Origin of the sequence: Lysinibacillus sp. RS11 (genome assembly GCF_042019215.1) — a bacterium.
Classification (GTDB): Bacteria; Bacillota; Bacilli; order Bacillales_A; family Planococcaceae; genus Lysinibacillus; species Lysinibacillus xylanilyticus_A.
Genome location: NZ_CP168124.1, coordinates 1,580,167 through 1,602,964 on the forward strand (window position 1 = coordinate 1,580,167; position 22,798 = coordinate 1,602,964).

The window sequence follows — 22,798 nt, forward strand, 5'->3', positions numbered from 1 at the left end:
GGAGGGTTGATCAAAATGACATCTAAAACAAGTAAAGGGAAGTTGTCTTGGTGGCAGCTTTCGCTTCTTGGTATAGGTTGTACACTTGGAACAGGTTTTTTTCTTGGGACAAGTATGGCCATTCATAAAAGTGGTCCTGCTGTTGTGATTCCTTTTTTGTTGGCAGCGATTGCTACGTACATTGTCTATGACGCTCTTGTTAAGATGTCAGTTGAAAATCCGGATAAGGGTTCGTTCCGTACTTATGCAAAGCAAGCTTTTGGCAAATGGGCAGGATTTAGTAATGGTTGGATTTACTTAATTTCTGAGATGCTTATTATGGGGAGTCAATTGATGGCACTTGGTATTTTTACAAAGCTTTGGTTTCCAACGCTTCCATTATGGGTGGCTGCTTCTATTTATGCTGCACTTGGATTGGCCGTTATTCTTACTGGTATGAAGGGCTTTGAAAACTTTCAAAATATTTTTGGTGCGTTAAAGGCAGCTGCGATTGTGATGTTTATTGTAGTGGCTGTTCTATTAATCATAAAAGGGATTAACAATGATTCAAATACATTTGATTCTTTGCATGCAAACTACGTAGAATTTTTCTCACAAGGTATTAAAGGGATTTGGCTTGGTTTGTTATATGCTTTTTATGCATTTGGTGGAATTGAGGTAATGGGTTTAATGGTCATTGATTTAAAAAATCCTCAAGAAGCACCGAAAGCTGGAAAAGTGATGCTTATTGTCATAACGATCATTTTCTTAATGGCTATTATGCTTGCCTTAATGCTAGTTTCTTGGAAGGATTTTAATATTGAGGAAAGTCCATTTATTACTGCCCTTCGTGATTATCACATTCCTTTTGTTGCAGATATTTTTAATGGCATTTTAATTATTGCCGGTTTTTCAACAATGGTAGCATCCTTATATGCGGTCGTAACGATTCTCATTACACTTGCAGAAGATCATGATGCCCCAGCTTCACTGGCTAAAAAGGGAAAAATGAAGGTTCCATTTCCTGCTTTGCTCTTTCTAGCCAGTGGTTTAATCATTACAATTGTTATTGGTTTCCTCATGCCAGAAAAGATTTTTGAATATTTGATGACAGCTGCAGGTCTCATGTTAATTTATAACTGGCTCTTTATATTAGTAACATATGCGAAGCTAATGGAGCTATCGAAGTGGGATCATGTAAAAAATGCTATCGGGATGTTGCTCATTGGTGTGACAGTGTCTGGAACGTTAGGGGAAAAAACTAGTAGACTCGGGTTTTTCGTGAGCCTGCTTTTTATCGTCATAATAGGAATTGCCACTTGGATTGTGATGAAAAGGCAAAAACATGATAAACATGTTTAATGTTCTTCGTTGTGTGATGAGGGCAGAGAATTTTGCATACGTAAAAAAGGACATTTCGAAGGACTACGGTGATCATCACTTAAAAAATATTGCTTCCATTCATAACTATCTTCGTGCCCATACCATTTCAAATCAGGATGAGCTGGAATGGCATCATATTCAGAAATGCGTTGACGAATTAGATTTTTTAATTTCCGACCAAATACAGTAGAGTCATTGATTTCATCAAATATCCAGCGGGGTTGAAATGCCATTAATAAAGTAGAAAAATAACGGCTCTTTCGCAATTTATGGGCTGGCGTTGCACAAGAGATAAAATAAGGTTGACCGTTAAAACAAAATTCCCATTCATGATGCGATGGGTCAGTTGGAATTTCCTCTGGCCAATCGCAATCATCAAATTTAGTTAAATTGTTTAAAACCAACCAAAACAAATTTCTATAATCTTCAATATCGACGTTTTCCAGCATATCGTCAGGGGTTTTAAAGAAAATGGCGAGGGTTGTATATTTTCCAAATATTTGCGAGCATTTTCCGTATTCCTTTAAGCATTGTGCTAACGTCTTTATCGATTGCTCTTCCCGTGGATCTCCGATAAAACTATAACGAAGATGGTTTGATAAAAAACCTGTTCTAGCTGGGATACAGGGAAAAGTATTGGCTTCATCTCCAACCGTGGCAGCGAAGTCTGTATATGCTGACTGTTGCCATAATGGAAGTGTTTTAAAATGTTCTTCTATCCACTTCTTGTCTACTACTTCCATTTGAGTCTCCTCCTTCTATACATCTTTATATTATTAAAAAAAGTGCAGATGAGTGACGATGTATGGGTAATAATGTTTTCTAAATAGCGAAAATAAGGCTCATCACCAGAATGTGTGGTTGATTGGAGTGAAGGCTAGGCGTTTGTAAGGAGTCGCCCAGCCTTTTCTAATTTTTGGTGATAAGCAAATTAATAGTTTCAATTTTATTGATAATAGAAAACATGATTAATGATATGATAAAGTTCTAATATTTCCGTTATTTAACATAGAAATTAAATTGAAGGTTGAAGAAAAATCAATGAAAGGATGTTAGGCATTTGAATTCATCTACTATAAAATTAACAAATCGCATGTTAAGGATCAAAAAAAATGCAGAAAAAGAAGCTTCCTCTTCACAACATAAAATGTTACTACCAATTCATTTTCTACTTGCTTGTTTAAAAGAAAAAGAGGGGGTCCTTGGCGAAATAGTATTAAAATGTACTATAGATGAAACTTCTTTAAGAAACTTGGCTAATGAGTTTGATCTAAAATCAGACAAGCCAGTTACAAGCCATCATTTATTTAATGTTCCGATAACAAAGGATGTTTTAACAGTATTGGAACAAGCAACTAGCTATATGCATAACTATAACCAGGTTTATTTAAATGAAGGTCACTTGCTGAAAGCATTAATACGGACGAATATGCTTGAGGAATTCGTATCAGAAGAAGATATGAAATTGATTTTAAAGCTTGGTACCACATCAAGAGATCTGGTTACTCATCTTAAAAATTACAATTTCCCAAAAGTGAATTCTACTAATATTCGTAAAGTCAATCGTGATGATAAGAACAAGCTAATCCAATTTGTAGAAAGTCATTTTTCACAAGAGTGGTCAGAAACAATTAATAGTGCATTTTTAAGTACTACACCTTCCATATATGTAGCTTTTGATGATCAGGGAGATCTTGTTGGATTTGCTGCATTTGACGTGTATCAAAATAAAAAATGTTATTTTGGCCCTATGGGTGTAGCGAAATCGAATCGAGTGAAAGGGATAGGATACGCTCTACTTCATCATTGTTTAAAAGATATGCATGATATTGGGTATGAATATGCAATCATTGGGGGAGCAGGTCCAATCGAGTTTTATGAGAAAGCTTGTCATGCTGTCGTCATTCCTGCTACCAACATTTAAAGGAGATACGTTATGAATATCGTTCAAGCAAACACTATTTCTCCAATTATTAGAAAGCTACTTTCTTTTGCAACGTCGGATGAAAAAGTTCTACAAGTGTATGAAAAATATATCCTTTTATCGAATAGGACATTATATAGCTTCGAAGTTGAGGGTGAAACAGTCGGTTGTATTGGGATAGAACAAATCAGTTTATCAAAATGTGAGATTAAGCATATTGCCGTCTTAGTAAATCAAAGAGGAAAAGGCATTGGCAGTCAAATGATTAATTTTGTGGCAAATGAGTACACATCTATCGTTGCTGAAACAGATCATGAGGCAGTAGATTTTTATCGACGCTATGGTTTTTTCATAACTAGCCTAGGGGAGAAATACCCGGGTGTGGAACGCTTTCAATGTCAATATACTAAACAGTGAAAGAACCTGCAATGCTTTTCCTAATGAAAGCATGCAGGTTCTTTTTATAGTTTTGGCTGAAAGACCTTTTTGTTAAGAATGTTTAAAGCATCTTGAATGTCCTCTAAATCTTTCTTCGATGCATGTTGTATTAGTTGTTGAAAGCGCTCTTCTATACAGGCAAATGCTTCTTTCATCATTTTTTCTCCATCTGCTGTAAGGCAAACATAATGCTTTCTTCGATCTTCGGTATCAATCATTTTTTCTACTAGCTTTCTTTCCTGTAATTTTCGTAATTCACGGCTTGTATTAGGTAATGACATATGCTGACAGTCACTAATTTCGGTAGGTGTGACTGGTTGGCTTACTTTTATATGTTCAAGAATTTTATATTGTACTGGGGTAATATTGTCGATTTTAACGTCTTGTGTTAATTCGTGTGTTACTTGGTGTACAGCTGCTGTAAATGCTACAAACTGATCGAATAATTCTTTTTTGTCCACACTTGTTCACCTCTTACTGACAAGATAACAAAAAACTTATCTTAAAACAATTATCATTTGACAACTAAAAATAGAAAGTTTATTATTTCGTTATCAAATGATAAGTAATGGAGGCTATATAATGAACACATTAATTATTTATACATATCCGAATCATAAAAGTTTGAATTATGCTTTTTTACAGGAGGTTATGAAGGGCTGTAATGACAATCCTTTCATAAAGGAGATTCAAGTATTAGATTTATACGAGGAGCAATTTGATCCGCTTTTAGTATTCCATGAACATAAACGCCGTCGTGATATGTTTCGTGATCCAAAGCTTGAGAAATATCGAGAACAAATAAGATGGGCTGATAAAATCGTTTTTGTTTATCCGATATGGTGGGGAAGGCCACCAGCAATGCTTCTAGGGTATATTGATCAATTGTTTGCGGCCAATTTTGCGTATAAAGATAAAAAGGGGCTATTTCCAGAGGGGCTTCTAAAAGGAAAATCAGTGGTGTGTATTTCCACAATGAAGGGGCCAACAAAATATCCTCTATTATGGCTGAATAATGCTCATAAAATAATAATGAAAAGGGCGTTATTTAGTTTTGTTGGCATTAAACAAGTGAAGTTTTTTGAATTTGGTAATATGGAAAGTAAAAAGGGGAGACAAGGTAAAAAACTTGAAAAAGTTTATCAGTATTTTAGAAAAGTAGCTTACTAGATTCTTTGTTTAATAGACCCGTGCCAGACGAAGAAAGAAGCTATTATTCGTTTGCACGAGTCTGATCTGTCTGCAATGGCAATGTGACAAAAAATGTTGTAAATTCAGCAAGCTTGCTTTCGACAGTGATTGTTCCGTTATGCATATCGATAATTTTTTTGACAATGGATAGCCCTAAGCCACTTCCACCATTAGCAGCTGTCCTCGATGGGTCAGCCTTATAAAATCGCTCAAATATATGTTTTTGCTGTTCTTCTGTTAGACCAATACCATTATCATGAACAGCAATAGTAATCGTATTGACTTGCTTCGTCATAGATATTGTAATGGTGCCAGTAGCGGGTGTGAATTTAATGCTGTTGCTAAGTAAATTCATCCATACTTGATTCAATAAGTCTTCATCAGCCATAGCCGAAATGTTTTCTAATTGAAGATCCATCTCTATATTTTTAGCTAACCAATTCGGTTCAAGTGCTAGCACTACATGGCGTAATTGCTTATCGAGTCGGTAGAACGTTGGCTCGAAGGGGGGATGTTGTGCTTCTAATGACGTAAGCTTTAGTAAGTTGTCACTAATTTTCGATAAACGATTACTTTCCATTTCAATAATTTCTAAATAATGCTGTCGCTTATCCTCTGGGAGATCCATGTTTTTCAATGCTTTCGCAAAACCATTAATAGATGTAAGAGGAGATTGGATTTCATGAGATACATTCGAGATAAATTCTTGTCTCATTCTTTCTAATTCGCCTAATTCGACCGCCATATGGTTGATACCATGTATTAATTGACCGAATTGATCTTCATTTGTTTTAAGGTCTAATTTTACAGTAAAGTCACCTTTAGCAAGTCGGCTTAATGCATCTACAACCGTATCCCAATAGTTTCGCTGTTTATTTAGTCCAATTAAAAAGAGAATAATAATAGTGCAAGTAAAGAGAACAAATACACCAACTACGGTCCATAACTGAAGCCAAAAACCTTGTGGATGTTTACCTAACCAATCATAAATCCATGAAGTAATATGGAATGAAATAAAAGCGAATATGATGTTAACGATAAGAAGGACCGTTAAAGATAATAAAAGCTTTAAAAAGTATTTTAGTCTTCTCATGAAACAAGTTCCAATCGATAACCTAAGCCACGAATTGTGCGAATAACAAATCCACTTGCTTCTTGTGGGAAACGTTGACGAAGCCTCTTAATGTGAACATCGACTGTACGTTCATCACCTTCATAGTCATATCCCCAAATTTCTTCAATGAGTTGTTCGCGTGAAAATGTTTTCCCAGCATAGCTTGCTAAGGCAAATAATAATTCAAATTCCTTTAAACGCAGTGTTAAAGATTTCCCATTATATACGACTTCATGTGTATTGCGATTTAACTTTACATTGCCAGCTTCCACGAGTTGAGATATGGAAATACGGTATCTTTTAAGTATTGATTTTACACGGACGATTAGCTCTGCTGGCTCAAAAGGTTTCACAAGATAATCATCTGTTCCAAGATTAAAGCCCTTTACCTTTTGTGAGGTTTCTCCCTTTGCGCTGAGCATCAGGATGGGGAGATCATCGTTAAATGAACGTATTTCTTCACATAATTCCCAGCCATCCATTTTTGGCATCATAATATCCAATATGATCATATCCACTTTATCAGAAGCTAATTTGGACAGTGCATCCACACCGTCCGTAGCCTCAATTATCTCTAAACCTTCATTTTGTAAAAATATTTTTATTAATTCTCGAATATGCGCATCATCATCTACAACTAAAAGTGTTGTCATGCTAACAAATCCCTTCGTTATTCCTCTTTAATACGTAATTGTTGCTTGGCAAACTCTCGATACATGTCATGAGTCTCAAATAGAGTATCATGTGTGCCACTGCCCGTTATATGTCCTTTTTCCACAAAAAGTATTTGATCTGCATCCACTACTGTTGAAAGGCGGTGGGCAATGACAAGCGTTGTTCTACCTTGCATTAAATTATCTAAAGCTTTTTGAACGTAGATTTCCGATGTACTATCCAGACTAGATGTTGCTTCATCTAGCATTAATATTTGAGGGTTGCGTAATAGTGCTCTGGCGATAGAGATTCGTTGTCGCTGACCACCAGAAAGTTTAATGCCCCGTTCTCCGACTTCCGTGTCAAATTGCTCTGGCAGTTCGTTGATAAACTGATCGGCATAGGCCATTTTTGCAACTCTTTCAAGTTCTTCTTCCGGCACCTCTCTGTCGATGCCGTAGCAAATATTTTCACGAATCGTACCAGATAACAGTGCACTCTCCTGTGCAACGTAGCCGATTTTGCTTCTCCAAGAATGTAGGGAGTAGGTGTCAATCGGGGTATCTCCAAGTGTAATGCTACCGCTAGTTGGCTGATAATACCTTTCTAACAGAGAAAATGTTGTTGTTTTTCCTCCGCCACTTGGTCCAACGATGGCCGTAACTTTACCTGGTTCAATTGTAAAATTAATATTCGATAAAATCGGTTCTTCTCTATAAGCAAAGTCAACATTTTTTACATAAATCGGCTGATCCACTTTTTTTAAGGTCATTCCTTCGAAAATATTCTCCTCTTCATGCTCAAGTAATGCACTGATTCGCTCTGTAGCACCCATCGCTTTTTGGAGCTGCGTAAAGAACATCGTTAATTGAGTCATCGGCATGATGATTTGGATTAAATATAAAATAAATGCCACCATGTCGCCAGCTGTAAGCTCTCCTGAAGAAACGCGTACGCCACCATATCCAATAATCGCCACAAGGACTGACATTAATACAAACGAAATAAGCGGAGAGATAAAGGCGTGGATTTTCGCTTCTTTTAAACCAAACGTAAAGAGGTTGGTAATACCTTTCTTGCCACGCTCGTATTCCAAACGCTCGGCATTAGAAGCCTTTACTAATCGAGTTTCAGGTAAAACTTGATTTAACACTGACGTAAATTTTGCCGTCTCATCTTGCATACCTTTGGAAATGACAAACATCCGTCTTCCTAACAGCATCAAAATAACCATAGCAAGCGGAACAGCAATGAGCATCACTAAAGTCATTTTCCAATCTAAGATTAATAGAATGATAACTGATCCTATAATGGAAATAACACCTGATAAACAGTTCGCAAGGTGTTCTGTAATAAGCTCCTTGACGACAGCTGTGTCATTCGTAACACGACTTAATGTTTCGCCTGAATCATTTTCATCATAATAGGGTATTGGTAAATGAAGTAACTTTCTCCAAAGCTGATCTCTTAAATTCGCGACAACATGATGTCCGACACGATTTAAATAATAAATGGAAAGCCCACTCGCTATGGCCTGCACGATAAAAGCAATACCTAACAAAATAATTTGCCAATAATCAAGGGACTCTACTGAAAAGCCATCTACTAATTTTTTGGTAAATAACGGAACGATAAATCCAACCCCGGTAGTCGCTAAACTCATCATTAATGAGATGATTAAAAGCCATATTGGCGGCTCAGCTTGTTTGACTAAGCGAACAAAGCGTCGCCAATCGTTCTGTTTTGTCCTATCTTTTGATGTTTCCTGCAACGTCAAAATCCTCCTTCATTTTCATCAACAATAAAATATGAATCTTTTATGTTTCTTACTATAGCACGTCTTTGTGAACTGAATATGAAATGAGGAGGTAATGAGGATAGGTGGCAGGAACATAAAAAACTCCACATCAGAAAAGCGCGAGAAATCAATGTTTTTAAAATTGATTTCTCGCGCTTTTAAAAGTTTCGACTAGCTAAGCCCTAGTCTCTTTTTAATAATTATACTCTTCGATCGCACCAGCTACAAATCCTAGTATTAAAAATAAGACCATTAATACTGCAGATACACCGACTGAAATCAGCGCCCATATTAAAGCAGATTTAGCGGCTTTAGGCTTACCATCTTTCCATACAAAGTACATAATAATCCCTAAGAGCGGTATACAACAAAAGGAAAGGATATTAATAGCTATATTTGGTTGATCCTCTTGGTATGTATTATGTACACGAACACCACATTTTGGACAAATTTCCGCTTGTTCCGCAATTTCTTCACTACAGTGTGGACAAAACATATTAAATTATACCTCCTAAAATTAAAAGAATTCCCATTTTCCTACTGCTTTTCCTTCATAGCATTTTTTCCCGATTAAATAAGCATCAATTAAAATAGGTAAACCAACAATTATGAATCCAATTATTAAATTATCAAAAATAAAAACACCAATCATGATAAATATAAATAAGCAAAGAAATCCCTTACCCACTTGATTATTAATGATTTGGCCTACACCGGGTAGTAGAAATGTAAGTAATGCAGGAGCTAGTGGATGAGTACCCTTTGGAGGTTTTCTTAAAAAATACCGCATGAAGTACACATATCTTGAAAAGGATTTATTTCATTCCCGCAATTATGGCAGTAATTAAGTACTTTGAAATTTCTAACGCCGCATTTATGGCAAATTTCTGCATGCTCTGATAGATTGGATGCACAATATGTACAAAACATTTTCAGTCTCCTTAGTTAAAAATTAATGAACCAATGCATTCCCCTTTTATATAGAGATAAATAGTTAGATTCCAAAATAAGAGAGGCGTATAAAAACATAAAAACAAAGCCTACTCCACTTAGAATTCCTGTTACTAATCGCCGATAGTTTGTACTAAGCCATTTATTAAATAATTGTCCCGTTCCGTCTATGATCAAAGGAATTGTTAAAATAAGAGCATAAAAAAGGTAAAACTATAAATAACGCCAATATCATGCCAATTACATATCCAATACATATTCCTGTGCAACGAGCGCAAATCGGAAATTGAACACCTCTATAAAAAAAGATCGGCTTGGTAATCTATGGCGAAGGAACAAAAATTGAAAATATCAATTTACAAAATCACCTATTTAATCAAGTTTTTCAATAAAAGGAAACAACCAATATAATATACCATAAAAAGGTTCATCACCAAAACGTGTGGTTGATTTCCGTTCCGACTGGCCGCTTTGTTGTTGCTGACGCTACGCTTTCGCACAGATAAAACCTTGTTGCTGACGCTTCGCTTTCGCACAGATAAAACCTTGTTGCTGACGCTTCGCTTTCGCACAGATAAAACCTTGCCGCTGACGCTTCGCTTTCGCACAGATAAAACCTTGCCGCTGACGCTTCGCTTTCGCACAGATAAAACCTTGCCGCTGACGCTTCGCTTTCGCACAGATAAAACCTTGCCGCTGACGCTTCGCTTTCGCACAGATAAAACCTTGCCGCTGACGCTTCGCTTTCACGCAGATAAAACCTTGTTGCTGTCGCTACGTTTTCGCACAGAGCAAAGCGGGGCGTCCGATGAGCCGCTTGGGGCAAAAGGATGTTGGTCACGAAGGCGTTATCACAGGACGTGATGGTTTTAGCCTTCGTCCCTCTTTCGCTAATCCCCAAGGAGTCAACCAGCCTCCACTCCAATCAACTTATTTACATAGTATATGTTTTAACAAATGTCATCCACAACTTTTGGTGATGGGCCCATAAAAAGGAATATTGATAGGATCTTCAATGTTGAAAATTAATTTTTATATAATTTTATATAAAATGATTAAATGGATAGGGATTTATTTCTATAGGGAAATTTCTTACTTTTTTAAGAACAATGTTTAAAATAAGTTCCTTTTTTGGAGGAATAGCATATAGTATTGTAAACCGACAGTCGGTCTATTGAATGTGGTATGTCATTCTATATAAAAAAGTCACCATGTTGACTTTTTAAAAGTTGTTATGTATTATTTAGTAAACATGGTGACTAAATAGAGAGGTGCTACATATGGATTTAAATCTTTTATTGAAGGAATTGCATTTTATGCAGCAAAGTTATGCGACATTGTTTTCAGTTGTCAATAAAGTTCAGATAAGAGGAGATGAATATTTAGAGGTATTAACTTCTAGACAGCATATGGCTCTAATTGCCATAGCCCATTTACCAATAGAAAACACAACGCTCGTTAATATTGCTAAAAAGCTCGGTACAACAAAACAAACCGCAAACAAATTAATAACGAGTCTTGTGAAAAAAGGATATGTTCAAACGATACCAAGTAAATTAGATAAAAGATCAATTAATGTCGAGATTACTTCAGAGGGAAAAAAAGCTTTAATTGCTTGTTCGGAGAAGTCTACTTACTTTTTAGCAGATATCTTTAAAGACTTTAATACTGAGGAAATTGAAACATTGTGGAAGCTATTGCAAAAACTCTATCGTTTTGATGGTGAGGAATTAGACGGGTATGAAGAAACGGTAAATATGGAGATCGAGGAGCCAGAACAGATTTCGGACTTCCAAGAGAGAGTTTTGACTGAGTTATTAAAACGACGATATGGAGATGAAGAACGCCGTGACTAAAGGAGCTATAACATTTTTTTATCCTCAAAAAGCAAAAGATACTAAGCAGAAGTTAAAAGAAAAAGTTTATCTTATGAAACGTAAAATAAAGAAATCTGCGTATTACGTTAAGGAAAAACTTCGTCGGAAATCAAAAATTAGTCGCACTGGAAATTATGTATCTATAATCGTGGGACTCTTGCTGCTACTGATATCTTGGAGCGCGCAAAGTGAGTGGCTTATGTGGTTGAGTACTATAAGTATTTTTAGTAATGTCTTTCTTCTTACAATACAATCTCAAAAGGGTCATGAATGTTAAAGGAAGGGGTCTTATGCATGGAATCACAGATTAAACGAAAAGGTTTTTCAAAAGATTTTAACCTCATGGTAATTGGGCAAATTATTTCTATTTTAGGATCTGCTCTCTTACGATTTGCCCTATCACTTTATGTACTAGATATTACAGGACGTGCAGATCTTTTTGCAGTACTATTCGCGATATCAAGTATCCCAATTTTACTAGCACCACTTGGAGGAGCTATTGCTGACAGGTTTAATCGACGTAATTTAATGGTAATATTCGATTTTACTAGTAGCATCATTGTTTTTGGTTTCTTTATAGTACTAGCAATGGGTGATAGTTCTATTTTGCTTATTGGTGTTGTCATGGTGCTGCTTTCCTTCGTAAGTGCCATGTATGCACCTACAGTGATGGCCAGTATTCCAGTACTTGTAGAGGAGGAAAAACTGGAGCAAGCAAATGGAATTGTCAATGGTATTCAAGCATTGTCCAATGTAGCGGCTCCTGTGTTAGGGGGAATCCTATATGGCATGATTGGCTTAAAGGTGCTTGTCATAGTAAGTGGTCTGTTCTTTTTCCTCTCTGCCATATTAGAGATGTTTATTAAAATACCATTTATTCAACGAGAACAGAACGGACATATTATTTCAACGCTTGTAAATGATTTGAAAGAGGGCTTTAGCTATGTAGTGAAGCAATCTTTTATTTTCAAATGTATGATTTTAGCGGCATTATTAAACTTATTATTAACACCCTTATTTGTTGTAGGTGTACCAATTATTCTTCGTGTCACTTTGCACAGTAGTGATACATTGTATGGAGTAGGGATGGGGTTAATCGATTTTGCTACAATCTTAGGGGCTTTATCGATGGGGTACTTTGCGAAAAAAATGGGCATCAATAATTTGTATTTTTGGATTTTCATCACTGCTTTATTGATTGTTCCAATGGCATTATCGGTTACCCCGATCATGCTTAAAATTGGCTATTATCCATCCTATACTTTATTTGTTGGTAGTGCACTTTTAATAGCAATGATTATGACGATCATTTCCATTTACGTTATTACAGTTGTACAAAAAGAAACACCTAATGAAAACTTAGGGAAGGTGATGGCGATTATCATTGCCGTTTCACAATGTATGGCACCAATTGGCCAAATATTGTATGGGCTGTTATTCGAAGGTTTTAGTGTTAACATCTATGTTCCTATTTTAATCATTAGTGTTGTCATGGTTGTGCTGGCGATAGCAACAAAGAGGATTTTGCGATTTGAAGTGAGCGAGGCTGTAAAATGATGCTCAAGAAAATCTTTGTGAAATCGCCTCTGAAGGACCTTTCGCGCTTGCTTACGATATTTTTTCAAAATCCAATAGGAAGTGGGTTGTGATTAATGGCCGTAAATCTCCGAAATACACGGGCCATTAACAGAGAAATAGGGTAAAGAAGATGGAATGACTTGGTCAAACAAGAAAAAAGAGAAATCGATGCTGTTCGATTTCTCTTTTTCCTTAGGCAAAGGGGGCAATAATGGAGGGAATTGTGTAATATATAAAATATCGGCATTTTCGGAGACTGATTCGGCATGAACAAAATAATACTTACAAAAACTTGTCAAGAATATGCATGCCTACTTACTTACTTTAGCAATTGTTCAAAAAGATAAAAGCAGTCTCTTAAAAGTGAGAATGGGTGTTTGTCTCAATGACCAGAAAAATTAACAATACAAGAATTAATTTGAGCAAGCAGTTAGTACTTGTATCGCGCTAAAAATGGGGGTTGTGGAAACTATCTGATTTGAGAAATAGCACTCGTTTTTAATGGCGTAGTTGATTTCCTATTTGTACTAGTGAATAGGAATTTGTACTTTGAAAGGGTTAATGTATTTCTGATTATTCTGGCGATTCGAAAACGTTGTTTTATCAACGCATAATATATAAAATTAAGAAACACGACAGCACAAAATTGTTGTATAATGTTGTGGTATGAGGAAAGAAAGCAGGTTGACAAAAATGGAAAGCAAAATGAATGTATACACAGTTATAAACATGCAAAAGCATCAAGCATTCGTATTGAAGAATAAGCTAGATGTGAAACTTAAGGTGAATATATGAAAAACTGGTTGATTTTCATTTCTGTCTTTATGGTTTCATTGTCACTTGTCATTAGTATTATAGTACTCTGGAAAGCCGAGGCTCCATTCCGTTCAATTGAAGAGCAGGCTGAACAGTTGGCACTCGATGCCAAAGCCCTCGCAATTGTCTCGGAGTCATACACATATAATGGCAAACATTCGTACGTCACTGTGTTCGGGGTAGATGAATACGGTGAGAAAAAGGCTGTCTTTGTTCCGACGAATCTAAAAGCTGATTCAATTAAGGAAGTGTTTTTGAAAGATGGTATTACGGAAAAGCAAGCATTATCGGTTTTAAAAAAAGAAGGAAATGTACAAAAGGTCCTCAATGTAAAATTAGGCTATGAGGAGCCCGGTGCTGTTTGGGAAATTACATACCTAAACGATCAAGATAAGCTCAACTATGTCTATATTATGTTTAAGGACGGCGACTGGTGGACGCGCATTACGAATTTATAAGAGGAGTAGATCCCGTATGAAAAATTTATTAGCAAACCGTGTGAAAACTTTAACACCATCATCAACTCTAGCAATTACTGCGAAAGCAAAAGAGTTAAAAGAGCAAGGAATTGATGTTATTGGTCTAGGTGCTGGTGAGCCAGACTTCAACACGCCACAAAATATTTTAAATGCTGCCATTGATTCGATGGAAAAAGGTTTAACAAAGTATACACCTGCTGGCGGTCTTCCAGTACTTAAGAACGCTATTATTGATAAACTACAACGCGACAACAACCTTACATATAAGCCGAATGAAGTAATTGTAGGTGTTGGGGCAAAACATATTCTTTACACTTTATTCCAAGTTATTTTAAACGAGGGCGATGAAGTTATTATTCCGATTCCTTATTGGGTATCTTATCCAGAACAAGTGAAATTAGCGGGCGGTGTACCTGTTTATGTTGAAGGTACAAGTGAGCAAAACTATAAAATTACTGCAGATCAATTAAGAGCTGCTGTGACAGATAAAACAAAAGCAGTTATCATAAATTCTCCTAGCAACCCATCAGGTATGATTTATTCTCGTGAGGAGCTAGCTGAACTTGCGGCTGTTGCAGAAGAAAAAGATATTTTAATCGTGTCAGATGAAATTTATGAGAAGCTTGTATACAATGGTATTGAGCATTTTTCAATTGCACAGTTATCTGATGCAGTGAAAGCACGTACAATCGTAGTAAATGGTGTTGCAAAATCCCACTCTATGACAGGCTGGCGTATCGGGTATGCTGCAGGAGATGCGGACATTATTAAACCAATGACTGATCTTGCATCACACTCTACATCAAATGCAACAACAACTGCACAATATGCTACAGTGGAAGCGTATAATGGGCCACAAGACGCTGTAGAAGAAATGCGTCAAGCTTTCGAATCTCGTCTTGAAAAAATTTATCCACAGCTAAGTGCGATCCCTGGCTTCAACGTATTAAAGCCTCAGGGTGCATTCTACTTATTACCAGATGTAGCAGAAGCTATGGCTCATACTGGTTATGATTCAGTAGATGCGTTCGCTTCGGATATTTTAACAGAAGCAAACGTAGCAGTGATTCCAGGCTCAGGCTTTGGTGCACCAACTACAATGCGATTATCTTATGCTACATCTTTAGAATTATTAGAAGAGGCAGTCCGTCGAATTGATGCATTTGTAAAATCAAAATGGCAAGACTAATCCTTTTAACGAACTTTGGAGGATTTCTATGAAAAAAATTATGATTCAAGATATGCCAAAGCATATCGGTGAAACCGTCAAGCTAGGCGCTTGGTTAGCAAACAAACGATCAAGTGGGAAAATCGCTTTCTTACAATTACGTGATGGTTCTGGCTTTGTTCAGGGCGTTGTTGTAAAAGAAGAAGTAGGCGAAGAAATTTTTGCTATTGCAAAAGGTATGTCCCAAGAAACATCAATGTACATTACGGGAGAAGTTAAAGCAGATGAGCGTTCAAGCTTTGGCTGTGAGCTAGCTGTTACTGGTATTGAAGTACTACATGCTGCAACTGATTTCCCTATTACACCAAAAGAACATGGGCCAGAGTTTTTAATGGATAACCGTCACTTATGGCTGCGTTCTCGAAAGCAACATGCTATTATGAAAATCCGTAACGAAATTATTCGTGCAACTTACGAGTTTTTCAACAACAATGGCTTTACAAAAATGGACCCACCAATTTTAACAGGTTCAGCTCCTGAAGGTACTTCTGAGCTATTCCATACAAAATATTTTGATGAGGATGCATACCTTTCTCAATCAGGTCAGCTTTATATGGAAGCGGCTGCGATGGCATTAGGTAGAGTATTCTCATTCGGTCCAACGTTCCGTGCTGAAAAATCTAAAACACGCCGTCACTTAATCGAGTTTTGGATGATTGAGCCTGAAATGGCATTTGTAGAATTTGAAGAAAACCTAGAAGTGCAAGAACAATATGTAGCGCACATCGTACAATCAGTGCTGGCAAATTGCAAATTAGAATTAGAGCGACTTGGCCGTGATACATCGAAACTTGAAAATATCAAAGCGCCATTCCCTCGTATTTCTTACGACGATGCTATTAAATTATTACATGAACAAGGATTTGACGATATTGAATGGGGCGATGATTTCGGTGCACCACATGAAACAGCAATTGCCAATTCATACGATAAACCTGTATTCATCACTTGCTACCCAGTAGGCATTAAGCCATTCTACATGCAACCACATCCAGAGCGAGATGACGTTGTATTATGTGCAGATTTAATTGCACCAGAAGGCTATGGAGAAATCATTGGTGGTTCTGAGCGTATTCATGACTATGATTTATTAAAATCGCGTCTTGAAGAACATAACTTATCATTAGATGCTTATGCATGGTATTTAGAGCTTCGTAAACAAGGCTCTGTACCACATTCAGGCTTCGGTCTAGGATTGGAACGTACAGTGGCATGGATTTCTGGTACTGAGCATATCCGTGAAACGATTCCATTCCCACGTTTACTAAACCGCTTATATCCATAAGCATTACTACCCGTTTATGTTAAGGCGGGATCAATTAAAAGTCGCGTAGTGATATGTCTACGCGGCTTTTATACTTACGATGGAAAAAGGAGTCAAGTATAAGATGAACACAAACAATAATCGACTCCGTACATGGACTGAGCAGAGAATGGTTCAAATTCCTCAGCTTTTTTTTCAGTTTTATAAGGAGTTAAATATTGAGGATGAAGAGGCACTGATTGTCATACATTTACTTGCGTTCCATATGGAGGGCAATGATTTCCCAACACCTAATGATCTGATGAATCGTCTCACAATGCCTGACAATGACATTACTTCACGTCTACAACGATTAATGCAAAAAGGCTTCCTTGAAATTACAAGCGACGTCGATGCAAATGGCAAGCTATATGAAAAATATTCGGTATACCCACTGTGGGAGCGTATTATGCAGATTATTGAAATGAAGGAGCACCAAAAATCAGCAACAACACTTCGCCAAGAAGAAGGTGAGGTATTCCGATTATTTGAAGAGGAAATGGGGCGTCTTTTATCTCCTTTAGAGCTAGAAAAAATCGGTTCTTGGTTAGATGAGGATAAGCACAGTCCAGCGCTTATTAAGGAGGCGCTGAAGGAGGCTGTGTTTGCTGGCAAACTGAGTATTCGTTATATTGATCGAATATTGCTGGAGTGGAAAAAGAAAAATATTACGACACCACAGGCTGCACAAAAACAAAGTGAACAGTTCCGTGAAAAACAAACTTTTAATAGACCGCCAGCCCGTACAATGCAACAAGATATGCAGTCGGCAAATAAAGTACCATTTTATAATTGGTTAGAAGAAAGAGAATAGGGGGGGCTTACGGATGTTAACAAAAAAACAATGGGAGCATTGTCTAGCGGAAATGGATCGTATGTTTCCTGATGCACATTGTGAGTTAGTGCATGACAATCCGTTTGAGCTGACTATTGCTACGTTATTATCGGCACAGTGTACGGATGTTCTTGTAAACAAGGTAACGAAAACATTGTTTCAAAAATATAAAACGCCAGAAGATTATTTAGCTGTATCCTTAGAGGAATTACAACAAGATATTCGTTCTATCGGCTTGTATCGAAATAAAGCGAAGAACATTCAAGCATTATGTCAACGACTACTAGAAGAATACAACGGCGAAATACCAGCAAGTCGAGAAGCACTAGTTACATTGCCAGGGGTTGGTCGTAAAACAGCGAATGTTGTATTATCGGTAGCCTTCGATATTCCTGCACTCGCTGTAGATACACATGTTGAGCGCGTATCTAAACGATTAGGGCTTTGTCGCTGGAAAGATTCAGTGCTTGAGGTGGAAGAAACGATTATGAAAAAAACACCGATGGACAAGTGGTCGAAAACGCATCATCAGTTAATCTTCTTTGGTCGTTATCATTGTAAAGCACAAAATCCTGGCTGCCTTACATGTCCTTTACTTGCTGATTGTCGTGAGGGCCACAAACGTTTGAAAAAAGGACTGGTGAAGGAAGCGTGAATGTAGAGGCAATCACAAAGGAAAAAATTGATGCTTGGTTTGCAGAGTGGACAGTGCTTGAAGGGAAAATTCATGCAGCTCATGATGCTAGAAACGGTGAAGCAAAAGGCTTAATGGAAGAAGCTATTGTATTGTTTGACCGTTTAGTACAAGAAGCAGGTGACGAGGTATTGCCCATTAATGGTATTGACCGATTGGCTTTTATTCAAGCAAAACCAGGTCAATATGCTTGCTATCGTCAGCTTGATGAATTATTTAAAGAAACTAAAAAACGAACTGCACGATTACGGCTCCAGGTAAGCAAAGGCTAGAGTAGTCGAAACGTGATCAAAATGTTTGATAGAAAATACGAATCGACGGTTAGCATCACAATAGTGACGTGAATGAAACATTGATACAAATGAAAAAAGCAGAGAAGTGAAAACTTCTCTGCTTTTTCTTTATTCTGTGCTTTGGCCATTTTCATCCGGGGTCACTGGTTCGGTAGGTGGAGTTGGTGGTTGGCCACCATTATTGTCGCCACCATCGCTTCCGGTGCCGGTATCGGTATTACCTCCACCGCCGTTATTGTTACCATTACCATTTCCGTTTCCGTTGCCATTACCATTTCCATTGCCGTGCTGGCCATTGTTGCCATTTTCCTTGCCATTTTCCTTGTCGTTGTGTTTGCCGTTATTGTCACCTTGTTCAGGTTCCGTTGGTTCCTCGATTACAGGTTCATCTGGATTCTCTGTTTCCAACTCTTCATCAATCGTACCCGACACCTGGAAGGTTGTTGTACCTGGTTTACTGCGTGTACCATCTACAATCGCCACGACAGAAATCGTATAATTGCCATCTTCCAATGCATTGCTGACTGTTAAACCTTTGCTTTCCGTTGTGCCGAGAGAAATAGTCTCTCCACCTTCTCGTGTAGCGGATACTTCAAAGGTTGTTGGTAGAGGTTCATTTGTTTCCGGATTAAGCATTGCATCATGCTCCCAAGAAATATCAATTGATTGACCTTCTAAATCTAGGCTTGCACTTACATTGTAAGGTGTAGTAAGTTCCGGAACTTCGTATTTATTTGATACTTCGTTAGGCTGTGTACCACGAACAAATAGCTCTGTTTGACGTAATTCTTTTGGTGTGTAATCACTTGCTAATTTAAGTGGCTTTGACCCAACTTCAATTGTTGCTTCCACAACTGAGCTTGGCTTTTTGAAATTTGGTGTTTCAACATCAGCCGAAATCTCGGTCATAATTTGTTTAAATAATTGTTGTGGTAAACGACGTTCATCCCAAGTTGTAATTGGATCAAAGTGTTTTTCGTAACCACTCCAAATAGCGATTGAATAGTTTGATGTGTAACCAGCGAACCATGAATCCGGCACGCTCGTATCTGGTAAATTATGCTTGTCAAAATCAGCTTTTGAGTAGTTTGTTGTACCTGTTTTACCCGCGATATCTAATCCAGAAACATTGGCAGCAGTACCTGAAGCATCAGGCTTATTACTAACAACGTCACGTAGCATATCTGTCACCATATAAGCCGTATAATCACTCATCGCAACATTAGACTTTGGTGTATAGTCTTTTGTTGTTTTACCATCACGGTAAACGATTTTTGTAATTGCATGAGGGGCAGTGTAAACACCATTATTCCCAAATGCTGCATAGGAAGCTGCCATTTGGATAGGAGACATTGTAATATCCCCACCACCGATTGCATCAGATTCGTACACATTTTCAGCTTCAATACCTAAACGACCAATAAATTCTTTTGCTTTATCAGGTCCAACTTCTTTTAATGCTTTTACAGCTGGAACGTTACGTGAAGCGTATAAAGCTTTACGTGCTGTGATTGCTCCCATATATTTACCATCCCAGTTCGTGATGGTTTGTTCCGAATTTGTGTAATTCATCGGTTCATCCACAAGTGTTTGACCCGTTGACCATTTTAAATTTTCGATTGCAGGTCCATAATCGAGTAATGGCTTCATTGTAGAGCCTGGTTGTTGTTTTAAGTCATATGCATAGTTCCAACCACGTTCAGCTCCGTAATCGCGTCCGCCGCCAATCGCTTGAATTTGACCAGTTTTTGTATCAATGACAGCTACACCGGATTGAATCTTCTCTGTTGGGAAGTTGCTGTCATCATTCATAATGTTTTCAACAGTTTGTTGTGCTTTCGGGTCAAGTGTTGTATAGACTTTAATACCTTCCGACATGGCATTACCATCACCGTTTTCCTCTAACTCATTAATAACGACATCAAGGAAGGCATCATATTTAGAGCCAGCAAATTTTTGACGTGTCGCATCGTCAGCTAGACCAGCTTGAACGTCTACTTTCTTTGCTTCCTCCATCTCAGCTTTTGTAATTTTACCATGTTGATACATTAATCCTAGAACTGTATTACGACGTTTTTCTGCAAGTTCAGGATTTTTTAATGGATTATAAGCATTTGGACGTTGTACTAAACCTGCAAGTAATGCTTCTTCATCTAAAGTTAAATCTTTTAATTCTTTACCATAAAAATATTGAGCTGCTGTACCGAAGCCGTAAACACGACCTGACATCAGCATTTTGTTAAAGTACATTTCAAAAATTTCTTCTTTTGAATACTTGCGTTCTAATTGGAAGGCCAGCCAAGCCTCTTGCGCCTTACGTTTTAATTTTTTCTCATTTTGTAAAAATGAGTTTTTAACAACTTGCTGTGTTAATGTAGAGGCCCCTTGTGCCCCGAAACCATCACGGAAGTTAGCGATGATTGCGCCACCGAGGCGATAAAAATCCATACCACCGTGTTCGAAAAAGCGTACATCTTCCGTTGCAAGAATGGCGTTAACCATATCCTCAGGTATATCTTCATATTTTACATATTTGCGGTTTTCTGCACCAATTGTGGCAAATAATTCACCGTTTTTATCATAAAATTCAGAGGAAACGGGGTCCTTCAGTAAGTTTTCATCTAGTTCAGGTGCGGTACTTGCATAATAGGCGAATAACCCAGCACCTCCAATAAAGCATGCAGCTACAATTGCCACAAGTGTTAGCGTAATGCGCTTGAACCATTTTTTCTTCGATGATTTCGGAGGCGCGCTTTTTTTATTTTTTTGAGCGAGAGCCTTTTGATGCTCACCGCGTGTACGACGACGTTCAGTCATTCTACTATCTCCTCACTTTCAAAACCATGGCTTTGTGCTTCAATGAGCTTTTGGATAATCGGTAAATAATCGATACGTGGATGATAGCTTGTGGGAATTTCAAAAGCTTCCTCTTCAATCGTTGAAAAGGGTATCGATTTACGTTCACCGTTTTCCATCGCTAGCCAGGCCTTTTGTAAAACTTCGTATGGCACAATAAAATATCGTTCATAAGCTGAGAAACGAACGATGATAAAAGCCACACCATTTTGTTCCGTCACTTGCTGCATATGTGTCATTTGATGTAAATGAATATTCTTTAGGGGAAAACTGGTCTTTGAAGCAGTTTCCTTTGCATCAAAATCAATATAATGCCCGTTCCAAACGCCATTGTAATCCGTTGTTGATGGCGTTCGAAAATAAGCTTCACGAATAACTGCAGCGCTTCGTGATGGGTACTCTACTTTGACGATTTGTACGGGAACAGGTTTCTTATGAATGATAGCAAGTCGCCTTTTTACATAATAGTCGTTTGCTTCATTAATTTCATCCTCTAGTGTTTTTCCTCGATTACTAAAAGAAAAATCCTTATCGTTCTTCTTTTTTTCTGTTGTTTGAACAGCTGGATTAGGAGAATACAATTTCCCATTCGGATAACGAATTGTCACTTTAGTTCACCCTCTATAATACTGCTATTATACAATAGTTTACCATGATTCAGTAGAAGTTCTCCACTTCCATTGATACCATGGTTGATGCTAGATTAGCAATGGTCAAAAATACCAAACAAATAATCATCATTGGGCAATTTTCGCCTCTTAAAGTCGAAAAATATCATATAGCCACAACTAGTTCTATCACTTGAATCGTCAAAATAACAGATGGAATTTCCAAGAGCATTTTATAGAGAAACTGTACTCCACATTAGTCCTGCTACTTGATCGGCGATTTTGAAGACAATGTTCTTCTAAAATAGTTCAATTAATCTTTATCGAAATACTTCTTCTTTCAGCTAACTTACGCTTATTTTGTCACGCATGAAGGTAATTTTATACACGCGAGGAATACATAAGTAAAGCAAAAGGAGGCGTTAAATTGAACAAGTTAGGACAATTAGTTGCGCAGTTGGATCTGGTCAATCAATTACTTTTAACGAGAGTGTCTTTGGAAAACAATGCACAGAGCATGCATTTTTTTATGCAGCTCAAGTCTGTTAGCCAGAAAGTAAGCTTAGCAGAAAAGAACTGGCAAGTAAAGAATGCTTGTTCGCCTATAAGTAGTGAAAAATGATAGACTTTGGTACACTTATCTCATATGCAATTTAAATAACTCAATATGAGTATTTTTAATGCAATATTTACCACATTAAGAGATATGTCTTGGAGTAAGATAAGGCATTTTTGCTCATATAATGTGTGTAAATTAGCAGACGACTATGTTGGTTGGCAAGAGTTTTAAAAAAGTTGT

General features: G+C 37.4%; 26 protein-coding genes. 14 read left to right on the forward strand and 12 right to left on the reverse strand.

Translation table 11 applies throughout. The features are described from left to right. The first annotated feature begins 15 nt into the window (after positions 1-15). A complete protein-coding gene (locus tag AB9L17_RS07780; protein ID WP_375200341.1) occupies positions 16-1,341 on the forward strand; it encodes an amino acid permease in 1,326 nt (441 codons plus the stop codon). On the opposite strand, the gene AB9L17_RS07785 is transcribed toward AB9L17_RS07780, so the two are convergent. Continuing rightward, entirely contained in the window at positions 1,338-2,105 is a 768-nt protein-coding gene (locus AB9L17_RS07785; RefSeq protein WP_375200342.1) for a YqcI/YcgG family protein, read from the reverse strand. The genes AB9L17_RS07780 and AB9L17_RS07785 overlap by 4 nt on opposite strands. Before the next feature lie 317 nt (positions 2,106-2,422). Between AB9L17_RS07785 and AB9L17_RS07790 the strand changes: the two genes are divergently transcribed. Then, positions 2,423-3,286: a GNAT family N-acetyltransferase gene (locus AB9L17_RS07790; protein WP_375200343.1), complete on the forward strand. Its 864-nt coding sequence runs from the start codon at positions 2,423-2,425 to the stop codon at positions 3,284-3,286. Positions 3,287-3,298: 12 nt separating this feature from the next. Continuing rightward, positions 3,299-3,703: a GNAT family N-acetyltransferase gene (locus AB9L17_RS07795; RefSeq protein ID WP_375200344.1), complete on the forward strand. Its 405-nt coding sequence runs from the start codon at positions 3,299-3,301 to the stop codon at positions 3,701-3,703. 44 nt (positions 3,704-3,747) lie between these two features. Here the strand turns inward: AB9L17_RS07795 and AB9L17_RS07800 are convergent, their stop codons facing one another. Further along, positions 3,748-4,185 (reverse strand): MarR family winged helix-turn-helix transcriptional regulator, encoded by a 438-nt coding sequence (locus AB9L17_RS07800; protein ID WP_068982777.1) that lies wholly within the window; start codon positions 4,183-4,185, stop codon positions 3,748-3,750. A gap of 121 nt (positions 4,186-4,306) precedes the next feature. On the opposite strand from AB9L17_RS07800, the gene AB9L17_RS07805 reads away from it, so the two are divergent. Then, entirely contained in the window at positions 4,307-4,894 is a 588-nt protein-coding gene (locus AB9L17_RS07805; protein WP_068982776.1) for an NAD(P)H-dependent oxidoreductase, read from the forward strand. 43 nt (positions 4,895-4,937) lie between these two features. On the opposite strand, the gene AB9L17_RS07810 is transcribed toward AB9L17_RS07805, so the two are convergent. The 8 genes from AB9L17_RS07810 to AB9L17_RS07845 form a co-directional block, all read right to left on the reverse strand. Continuing rightward, a complete protein-coding gene (locus tag AB9L17_RS07810) occupies positions 4,938-6,008 on the reverse strand; it encodes a HAMP domain-containing sensor histidine kinase (protein WP_375200345.1) in 1,071 nt (356 codons plus the stop codon). After that, positions 6,005-6,682 (reverse strand): response regulator transcription factor, encoded by a 678-nt coding sequence (locus AB9L17_RS07815; protein ID WP_375200346.1) that lies wholly within the window; start codon positions 6,680-6,682, stop codon positions 6,005-6,007. The genes AB9L17_RS07810 and AB9L17_RS07815 overlap by 4 nt, the downstream gene beginning before the upstream one ends. A gap of 17 nt (positions 6,683-6,699) precedes the next feature. Then, complete coding sequence (locus AB9L17_RS07820; RefSeq protein WP_068982773.1) at positions 6,700-8,454, reverse strand: ABC transporter ATP-binding protein; 1,755 nt, start codon at positions 8,452-8,454, stop codon at positions 6,700-6,702. 220 nt (positions 8,455-8,674) lie between these two features. Next, positions 8,675-8,977 carry a zinc ribbon domain-containing protein gene (locus AB9L17_RS07825; protein WP_375200347.1) on the reverse strand — a complete coding sequence of 101 codons (303 nt, stop codon included), beginning with the start codon at positions 8,975-8,977 and terminating at the stop codon, positions 8,675-8,677. Positions 8,978-8,998: 21 nt separating this feature from the next. Beyond that, entirely contained in the window at positions 8,999-9,271 is a 273-nt protein-coding gene (locus AB9L17_RS07830) for a hypothetical protein (protein WP_375200348.1), read from the reverse strand. A 155-nt stretch (positions 9,272-9,426) separates the two neighbouring features. Further along, positions 9,427-9,624 (reverse strand): DUF2085 domain-containing protein, encoded by a 198-nt coding sequence (locus tag AB9L17_RS07835; protein ID WP_375200771.1) that lies wholly within the window; start codon positions 9,622-9,624, stop codon positions 9,427-9,429. Next, positions 9,578-9,754: a DUF2085 domain-containing protein gene (locus AB9L17_RS07840; RefSeq protein WP_375200772.1), complete on the reverse strand. Its 177-nt coding sequence runs from the start codon at positions 9,752-9,754 to the stop codon at positions 9,578-9,580. Before AB9L17_RS07840 ends, AB9L17_RS07835 begins: the two co-directional genes overlap by 47 nt. A 108-nt stretch (positions 9,755-9,862) precedes the next feature. Next, positions 9,863-10,333, reverse strand: coding sequence for a hypothetical protein (locus AB9L17_RS07845; protein ID WP_375200349.1), 471 nt, complete (start codon positions 10,331-10,333; stop codon positions 9,863-9,865). Between the two features lie 379 nt (positions 10,334-10,712). Between AB9L17_RS07845 and AB9L17_RS07850 the strand changes: the two genes are divergently transcribed. From AB9L17_RS07850 to AB9L17_RS07890, 9 genes are all read left to right on the forward strand, one after another. Beyond that, on the forward strand, positions 10,713-11,288 hold the full coding sequence (locus AB9L17_RS07850; protein WP_068982769.1) for a MarR family winged helix-turn-helix transcriptional regulator: 576 nt from the start codon (positions 10,713-10,715) through the stop codon (positions 11,286-11,288). Further along, positions 11,281-11,586 (forward strand): hypothetical protein, encoded by a 306-nt coding sequence (locus AB9L17_RS07855; RefSeq protein WP_083226866.1) that lies wholly within the window; start codon positions 11,281-11,283, stop codon positions 11,584-11,586. The genes AB9L17_RS07850 and AB9L17_RS07855 overlap by 8 nt, the downstream gene beginning before the upstream one ends. Before the next feature lie 17 nt (positions 11,587-11,603). After that, positions 11,604-12,866: an MFS transporter gene (locus AB9L17_RS07860; RefSeq protein ID WP_375200350.1), complete on the forward strand. Its 1,263-nt coding sequence runs from the start codon at positions 11,604-11,606 to the stop codon at positions 12,864-12,866. Between the two features lie 812 nt (positions 12,867-13,678). Further along, on the forward strand, positions 13,679-14,161 hold the full coding sequence (locus tag AB9L17_RS07865) for a DUF5590 domain-containing protein (RefSeq protein WP_068982768.1): 483 nt from the start codon (positions 13,679-13,681) through the stop codon (positions 14,159-14,161). A gap of 16 nt (positions 14,162-14,177) precedes the next feature. Beyond that, a complete protein-coding gene (locus AB9L17_RS07870) occupies positions 14,178-15,371 on the forward strand; it encodes a pyridoxal phosphate-dependent aminotransferase (RefSeq protein ID WP_068982767.1) in 1,194 nt (397 codons plus the stop codon). Between the two features lie 28 nt (positions 15,372-15,399). After that, on the forward strand, positions 15,400-16,695 hold the full coding sequence (gene asnS / locus AB9L17_RS07875; protein ID WP_068982766.1) for an asparagine--tRNA ligase: 1,296 nt from the start codon (positions 15,400-15,402) through the stop codon (positions 16,693-16,695). 103 nt (positions 16,696-16,798) lie between these two features. Next, positions 16,799-17,527, forward strand: coding sequence for a DnaD domain-containing protein (locus AB9L17_RS07880; RefSeq protein WP_068982765.1), 729 nt, complete (start codon positions 16,799-16,801; stop codon positions 17,525-17,527). 13 nt (positions 17,528-17,540) lie between these two features. Beyond that, complete coding sequence (gene nth, locus AB9L17_RS07885; RefSeq protein ID WP_068982764.1) at positions 17,541-18,203, forward strand: endonuclease III; 663 nt, start codon at positions 17,541-17,543, stop codon at positions 18,201-18,203. After that, positions 18,200-18,514 (forward strand): YpoC family protein, encoded by a 315-nt coding sequence (locus AB9L17_RS07890; RefSeq protein ID WP_068982763.1) that lies wholly within the window; start codon positions 18,200-18,202, stop codon positions 18,512-18,514. The genes nth and AB9L17_RS07890 overlap by 4 nt, the downstream gene beginning before the upstream one ends. Positions 18,515-18,643: 129 nt before the next feature. Here AB9L17_RS07890 and AB9L17_RS07895 read toward each other — a convergent pair whose 3' ends face one another. Both AB9L17_RS07895 and recU read right to left on the reverse strand, forming a co-directional pair. Further along, a complete protein-coding gene (locus AB9L17_RS07895) occupies positions 18,644-21,352 on the reverse strand; it encodes a transglycosylase domain-containing protein (RefSeq protein ID WP_375200351.1) in 2,709 nt (902 codons plus the stop codon). Then, positions 21,349-21,999 carry a Holliday junction resolvase RecU gene (gene recU, locus AB9L17_RS07900; RefSeq protein ID WP_068982761.1) on the reverse strand — a complete coding sequence of 217 codons (651 nt, stop codon included), beginning with the start codon at positions 21,997-21,999 and terminating at the stop codon, positions 21,349-21,351. The genes AB9L17_RS07895 and recU overlap by 4 nt, the downstream gene beginning before the upstream one ends. Before the next feature lie 427 nt (positions 22,000-22,426). On the opposite strand from recU, the gene AB9L17_RS07905 reads away from it, so the two are divergent. After that, positions 22,427-22,621 carry an endonuclease gene (locus AB9L17_RS07905; protein WP_068982760.1) on the forward strand — a complete coding sequence of 65 codons (195 nt, stop codon included), beginning with the start codon at positions 22,427-22,429 and terminating at the stop codon, positions 22,619-22,621. Positions 22,622-22,798: the final 177 nt, after the last annotated feature.